Below are 6,340 nucleotides of genomic sequence, written 5' to 3' on the forward strand. Positions count from 1 at the left end.
CGCGCCCGTGCGCAACCGCCAGAAAATGCCGTTCAGCACCCGCCGGTCGTCCACCCGATCCTTGCCGCGCACATCCGTCGGCAGAACCGGCTCGATCGCCGCCCACTCCGCATCCGTCAGGTCAAACTACGCCATTCACAATCCTCCATGCTGGAGGATCAACGATCAGGGCGAGCGACCGTGCCAGCCGTTATGAGTTCGCGACCTAGTGATCGGGCTCAGTCAACACCGTAAGCTCGATGCATCATGGGAGGCGTCGCGCCCTTTCCGCCTGGGGCTGGTCGATCTGAACTACCCGGCCGCGACGGCACAGTTAGCGACAACCAATGGGTGTAGTCGCTCCACGACCAGCCCCGATCATCCTCTGGGTGAACTCCCTCGCCGCGGATGTCGGCGCGGATGATATGCATTTCGAACTTCGCAGCTGCACCTTGCCCGATCCATAGGCCCGCGACGAACCGCTGACCGTCCCGCGGCGCAGTTTTCATACCCTGCCAGATCACGATTTTCCCCGGTTTGCCTTGGTTCGACGGACCAACGAATTATTGAAGGCGAAGGTCCGCCATGTTTCCGGCAGCAATCTCGACATAGGCACTCCAGCGGCTATTTTACTCGAATGCGTTATGTCCTCGCCGCCTTCGCCACGATCCTGACGGCCGGCGTTTGCACGGCCGCGCCAACCAACGACGGGCAGCGAGCCGAGAAGATCGACGGGCTGGTGCGCATCGTCGGCGCACAGGCTGGCATCGTCCTTCACTGCCGGCAGTTCTATGCGATCGACGACAAGGTGTCGGACGGTTTATCTAGCACCGTACGGCCTACACTCGATCAAAGCCTTGGGCAGAAGCAGGCACAGGCCGCTGTCGACAATGAGGGCAAGCGCCTCGCGCAGGAAATCGCGGAGGTCGGCCCAGAGCGCTGGTGTGCCGACCAGCGGAGCATCCTGAACACAGAGGGCGTCCGCGTTTTTCTGGACTGATCGTTTGGCGACCGCTGGTGCGGATCAGCGGAAGCAGGAAACATCGACTCACGTCAGCGTCCCCCAACTTGGAGCCCACCTGCCCGCTCAATCGCGTCGCAAGCCTCGCCAATGCCGTCATCGGCCGCGGCCCGGATGCGTAGTAACTGACACGCCGCCGCCACGTCATGACTGGCGAGTAGGCGTCCGAGCACTCGCGCGCCGCGGGCGGGGGTGAAGCGACGGCGCGACAGGCTGGTGCCCACGCCGAGGGCTTTGAGCCGGTGCGCCTCGTCGAAATGATTGAACGCCACCGGCACAATGAGCTGCGGTACACCAGCCCGGAGCCCCAACGCCACGGTGCCGATACCGCCGTGATGGATCAAGGCGGCCGCGTGCGGCAGCAGAGCTGTCAGCGGGGCGTAGGGCACGTGAATTACACCCGGCGGCAGGTTCGATGGAACCTGTCCGGTCTGAGGCGCCAGGAATACGCCCCGGCGGCCCATCCGCCGGCAGATCCGCATGGCCGTCTCGAAGAACGAGCGCCCCTGCCGCATGCCCGAACCGTAGGTAAAGACCAGCGGCACCGACCCGGCACGCAGGAAGGCGACAAGGTCCTCCGGAAGCTCCGGGGTGTCGCCAAGTCGGTCGGCAGTTGGGAACCCGACCTGAAGGGCGTGGGCTGGCCAGTCCTGCTGCTGCGGCGCGTACCAGCTGGGAAACATCAGAATGAGGGTCGGCGCAAGGTTCCACCAGTGGCGTAGCCGCTGCACCGGCGGCAGGCCGAGGGTGCCCCGGAAGGCGTTCAGAATGGGGAGTGCTGCGGGGCCAATCACGTAGCGGTCAGCCCCCCTGCCGATCCAATGGCGGAGCCTCGCCGGCAGGAGGCGCGGCAACGGCAGGCCGGGCAGGCGCGGCGGCGCATAACGGCTTTCCATTAGGAACGGCGTCACGTGGACCACCACGACGGGTAGCGCGAGTTTGTCCTGCGCAACGCGGGCGCCGAGACCGAGGGTGGAAGCGACCACGACGCTTCCGCCCGTCGCCTGTGCGGCGGCAAGCCAGCGATAGGTCGGCTCAGCCAGCGAGGCGACAGCCTCGAACATGGTCTGAACGCCGCGCCATGGGCGCCACAGGTTCGGTGTGCCGATGAGGCGATCGTACTCGGCTTGCGTGCACAGTGCATGGAACGAGAGCCCTGCTCGCACGGCCGAGGCCGCGAACGGAGCAGGCGCGGCGAGCGTGACCGCGTGACCGCGGAGCGCCAGCTCGACGCCGATCGCCACCATGGGAAGAACGTCACCATGGGTGCCGACCGCTATGATTTGAACACGCACGCGAACTTAGGACCGAGGCTCTAGTCCGCCCACATCGCGATGAGCGAAAAGGAACTGGCGAGCGCGAAGGTGCCCGCCGCGAGGGACGCGATCAAGAACATAGGAAAAGCCTCGAACGCCGAACGGCGCTGCTTCCTCAACTCGGCAGGGCAAGCTCGGGTTCGGGGACCGACTGCTTGGTGGTTCCGAATCGACCGCGTTGTGCCAAGCCGTGAAGCCTTGGGCCGGATCGATCACGTAAAGGTCGGCGGTGCGGGGAACAGGAACCATTGGCACCGGCTTACAGCCTGCTCAAAGGTTATCCCATGCGTACGAAAATCCTGCTCGCTGCCTTCGCCGTAGCGACTGCTACCACAGCGTACGGAGAGGAAGCGCGCCTCGACGTCCCAATCATGATTGCGGGCCAGATCGGCAAGGACGCCTGCCCAACACAGGGCCGCGTGACGGATCTGGCTGATCAGCCCGATGGAGTGATCCCAGTTCGAAGCGGCCCTGGCGAGAACGAGCCTTTCAGAGAGATCGATCGCCTTCGCGGCGCCCAACCGGTCCTGGTGTGCGAGCATCTCGGTGGATGGTTGGGCATCGTCTACGGCGCCGATACAACGAGCTGCCGCACCTACGCCGTCCTTCCAGTGAGCCAAGAGTATACCGGCCCCTGCCAGCGGGGATGGGTGTTATCGCGCTTTATTGGAGCCGGTAGTTCACGGTGACCCGTCGGCAAGTTCCAGATCATGGAAAAGATATAAAGCGGAGCCGTTTCGATCGGCCCGACGTTCCATGCGCATACTCTCAGTTGGATAGCATGATGCGCGCTCTCGCTCTCACCCTCGCTTTCGTCCTCACTGCCGCACCGGTGCTCGCCGCGTCTGAGTCGAAGCGCGGCAACGCAGACCTGAAGAAGTACTGCACCGGGGACGCGTTGAAGCTCTGCAGTGGCATCGACTCCGACGATCCCGCGATGGATGCGTGCTTCAAAAAGAACCGTAGCAATCTCACAGAGAACTGCCGCCGCGCGATCGACGCTTATGCAGGCTCGGGCGGGAAGTAGGAGGGCTGGATGTCCCGAACCATCGTAGTCGCGCTTCTTTGCCTCACCATGACGAAGACAGCCTTGGCGCAAAGCGAACCAATCCAGAGCCCACAGGATGCGGCTTGCCGAGATGAAGCGAAAGCCCAAGTGTTCAGTGCTCGAAACCCAAAAGGCCTGAGCCTCTACAACCTCGGTGCTCAGATCTATCGGGATTGTATGAGGCGCAATCAGGCGTCGGGAGATCGGACACGGCGTCAACGAGCGCCGTGACCGTCCTCGCGGGTAGGACCCAGGTTTCCGTTGCGGCGGAGGGGGCGCTGAAAAGCACCTCCTTCTCCAAGCTGAGAAACATCAGCGGCTGACACCCAACCCCGCGTACTCCCCCGTTACTTCTAGTCAGCGGCTGACAGGTTGAGCTGGCGCAGGTGCCAGATCCACACAGCTTGACTCTTGCTCTGTCAGCGCGTGTGCGCACGACGTCGGCCTTAAGTCGGGTCATGAGAGCACGTGATTGTGCCGGCCGGAGAGTAGGAAGCGGATCGGGGGGGGGCCTGCTGACTGCGGGTGCATCGCGCATCACACCTCGGGTTCCCACTGTGTCTGGCTGGTTACAGCGGTCAACGGTGGTATCTCGTATCTTGAATACAGTTCGTGCCTGAGACCACGAACGCACCTATGGCGCGCCCTCAACCGGCGCGCCTTTTTCGTTTGTGGCGTATGAAGTAGGCCGAACGCTAAAGGCAAAGAGCGATGCGCAAGCGCGAACAACCCGATAGGGTCCGTGACGCCCTGGTGATCGTCTGCGGCGGCATCATCGGCGTGGCTTTCATTGTCGAATTGAAGTTCATCCCGCCGTATAATCCGACCGCGGCCATATTCATAGTGCTGGGTGCTGCTCTGATAGCTACCGCTGCCACGCTACACTTTTCGCGGCGGTGATCCGTGTAGCTGCCCCCCCCTTAACCTTCGACAACAGGCCCAAGCGAGCCTCCTGCTAGAGACTATCTCCGCCGCTTGTCCGCTTCCTCTCCAATCACCGCCTCAACCGCCGCGATAGCGTTGAGGGCTCAACCGGCTAGGAGGTGTACGTGACGCGATGATAGTGAACAACAAGCTACTTACAAAGGCGAAATGCATAGTCTGAAAAAACTAATAATATGCCCTTGCTAAAATGAAGTTAGCCAGACAACCATATGTTATATTTTTATCGAGCCGAGAGTGTTTATAGGTCCGCAGCTCATTCTATCCACATTGGATATTTGTTATGTGTCAAGGTTTGCGGCGTACTTGCCTAATTCTAGCGTTGCTTGCCTTAAGTTCAGTCATAGCCGTAAGTGTGGCTCTACCGGCATGGGCAGCGTTACCAAGCACTGTCCGTGTGATTTTACAAAAGGGGCGTCAGTACAATCCAGCTGACTTGTTCCTGCATCGAGGCGATACACTCACCTTCGTCAACAAAGATGATGTTGCCGTCCACCACGCCTTCATTGAAGCGGATCGGTTCACTTTCGACGGGGGTGACCAGGAGCCCGGTACTAATCGCACGCTGACGTTGACCGAGGCAGGCGACTTTGTGATCCGATGTGGCATCCACCCCAAAATGAAGCTGACCATCCACGTTCAGTGAGCATCCGCCGCGGGGAGGGCGCGGTGGTGGACGCCTTCGAGAACACCGACACGGGCAAGGCACGGACGAGATGAACGGCTAACCGGACAGGGCGCGCATGGAGCGAAGCTGTAGCTCACGCCGGGCCTGCTCCTTAACCTCCTCGCGGACCGCGGGGCTGTCGATCTTCCGAAGAAGGCTTTCCTTCGTGTGTCCTTCGAACGGACGAGGGGCCTGCCAGCGGCGGCGCACCATTTCAGTGATGGAGTCTGTCAGCATATCGTCCGTCTTGGCAATTCGGCCAAGCTTCGCGGAGCGGTAGTAAGCGACCCTATTTGAAGGGGCAAGCAGGGCCGCCGCAGCGGATCGGGCAGACCTGCTGGCTGCTGATGCAGCATGGCTCATGGTAGGCGAGACAGGTTGCCGAAGAATGACCCCTCACGTCGCCGGCTCTACCGGTCCTGCCGACCCTGTTCCTCGTCGGCAACTGCTTCCACTGCCGCAATGGCGTTCTCAAGCTCGGCGATCTGCCTCAGGACGCTCGTGGCCGGCAATATCTCGTGGTCGGCCGCTGCCAGGATCATCGCCCGCTGATGGGCCTTGAGACGGTCTAGGAGGGCGTCGAGCTTGTGCATGGTGCGCTGTAGCGAGGCGTGCTTCCCTCGACAACATGGTACCCGCCAGCAACTCTCAGTGCGTGTGGTGTGATACGCCTACTCCTACCGTGCTCCTTACCGTGACGCTGCTGTACCTTACCGTGCACGACCGTAGCCTTGCCGCGGAGCTGTGATGGCCCTCACCAAGCGGGCCACAGGGAGCCACACGTTGCCACAATAGGACCAGCGAAAGCCCACCATTCGAGAGTAATCACACCACACGCACTGAGGCTGGTTTGCCCCTGCCCATCACTGAGCTGCCGACAATCCATAGTCCGCCAACAAGCCTGCACCGGCACCGAACCGCGACAGGATCAGGGTGGGCACTTCTGCTCGCACCCGCGACGCGCTGCTCTCGAACAACCACCGGGCCTTCGCTGCGCCGACACAGCCAACAGGGGCGCGCTGCCCGACTTTGGCGCCATAGGTCCCTGCAACGGCCAACAGGCCGTCGGTGTGACTGAATTGGGGGATGACATCACGGACGGCGATAGGGCTGACGTAGGGTAAACGACTGATTTTCAGACACACAAGCCAGCTGGTTTCGACCCGACTTAGAGCGCCTAACAGAACCGCCTGATTTGGTTGAGGGTGATGAGACTGGCGGCGAGGTTGGTGAAGGCCTTGTAGATGTCGGCGCGACGCTCGTAGCGTACGGGCAGGCGTCGGAAACGGTTGAACCAGGCATGGGTGCGCTCGACTACCCAACGGTGACGCCCAAGCTTCTCGCTGCTGTCGATCCCGCGCCGAGCG

Annotated in this window: 9 protein-coding genes; 3 read left to right on the forward strand and 6 right to left on the reverse strand. The window is 61.9% G+C overall.

Going from position 1 to position 6,340, the window contains the following annotated elements:
• The coding region (locus FV223_RS17415) for a transposase (RefSeq protein ID WP_246689708.1) at positions 1 to 120 on the reverse strand (120 nt) is incomplete at its 3' end.
• 496 nt (positions 121 to 616) lie between these two features.
• Between FV223_RS17415 and FV223_RS17420 the strand changes: the two genes are divergently transcribed.
• The gene (locus tag FV223_RS17420) at positions 617 to 979 is read left to right on the forward strand and encodes a hypothetical protein (RefSeq protein WP_147728208.1); all 363 of its coding nucleotides are present in this window, start codon (positions 617 to 619) and stop codon (positions 977 to 979) included.
• A 53-nt stretch (positions 980 to 1,032) separates the two neighbouring features.
• Here FV223_RS17420 and FV223_RS17425 read toward each other — a convergent pair whose 3' ends face one another.
• Together FV223_RS17425 and FV223_RS17430 are read right to left on the reverse strand one after the other, a co-directional pair.
• Positions 1,033 to 2,295: a glycosyltransferase gene (locus tag FV223_RS17425; protein ID WP_147728209.1), complete on the reverse strand. Its 1,263-nt coding sequence runs from the start codon at positions 2,293 to 2,295 to the stop codon at positions 1,033 to 1,035.
• A 233-nt stretch (positions 2,296 to 2,528) separates the two neighbouring features.
• Positions 2,529 to 2,837: a hypothetical protein gene (locus tag FV223_RS17430; RefSeq protein WP_210247514.1), complete on the reverse strand. Its 309-nt coding sequence runs from the start codon at positions 2,835 to 2,837 to the stop codon at positions 2,529 to 2,531.
• Positions 2,838 to 3,100: 263 nt separating this feature from the next.
• Between FV223_RS17430 and FV223_RS17435 the strand changes: the two genes are divergently transcribed.
• Entirely contained in the window at positions 3,101 to 3,343 is a 243-nt protein-coding gene (locus FV223_RS17435; RefSeq protein WP_147728215.1) for a 3',5'-cyclic-nucleotide phosphodiesterase, read from the forward strand.
• A 732-nt stretch (positions 3,344 to 4,075) separates the two neighbouring features.
• Positions 4,076 to 4,264 (forward strand): hypothetical protein, encoded by a 189-nt coding sequence (locus FV223_RS17445; RefSeq protein ID WP_147728211.1) that lies wholly within the window; start codon positions 4,076 to 4,078, stop codon positions 4,262 to 4,264.
• Positions 4,265 to 4,709: 445 nt separating this feature from the next.
• On the opposite strand, the gene FV223_RS30550 is transcribed toward FV223_RS17445, so the two are convergent.
• The 3 genes from FV223_RS30550 to FV223_RS17460 form a co-directional block, all read right to left on the reverse strand.
• Positions 4,710 to 4,943, reverse strand: coding sequence for a hypothetical protein (locus FV223_RS30550; protein WP_187276168.1), 234 nt, complete (start codon positions 4,941 to 4,943; stop codon positions 4,710 to 4,712).
• Positions 4,944 to 5,383: 440 nt separating this feature from the next.
• A complete protein-coding gene (locus FV223_RS17455; protein WP_147728213.1) occupies positions 5,384 to 5,566 on the reverse strand; it encodes a hypothetical protein in 183 nt (60 codons plus the stop codon).
• A 584-nt stretch (positions 5,567 to 6,150) separates the two neighbouring features.
• Positions 6,151 to 6,340 (reverse strand): transposase (locus tag FV223_RS17460; protein ID WP_147728214.1); only part of this gene is annotated, 190 nt, incomplete at its 5' end.

The organism is Methylobacterium sp. WL116, from assembly GCF_008039455.1.
Taxonomy (GTDB): domain Bacteria; phylum Pseudomonadota; class Alphaproteobacteria; order Rhizobiales; family Beijerinckiaceae; genus Methylobacterium.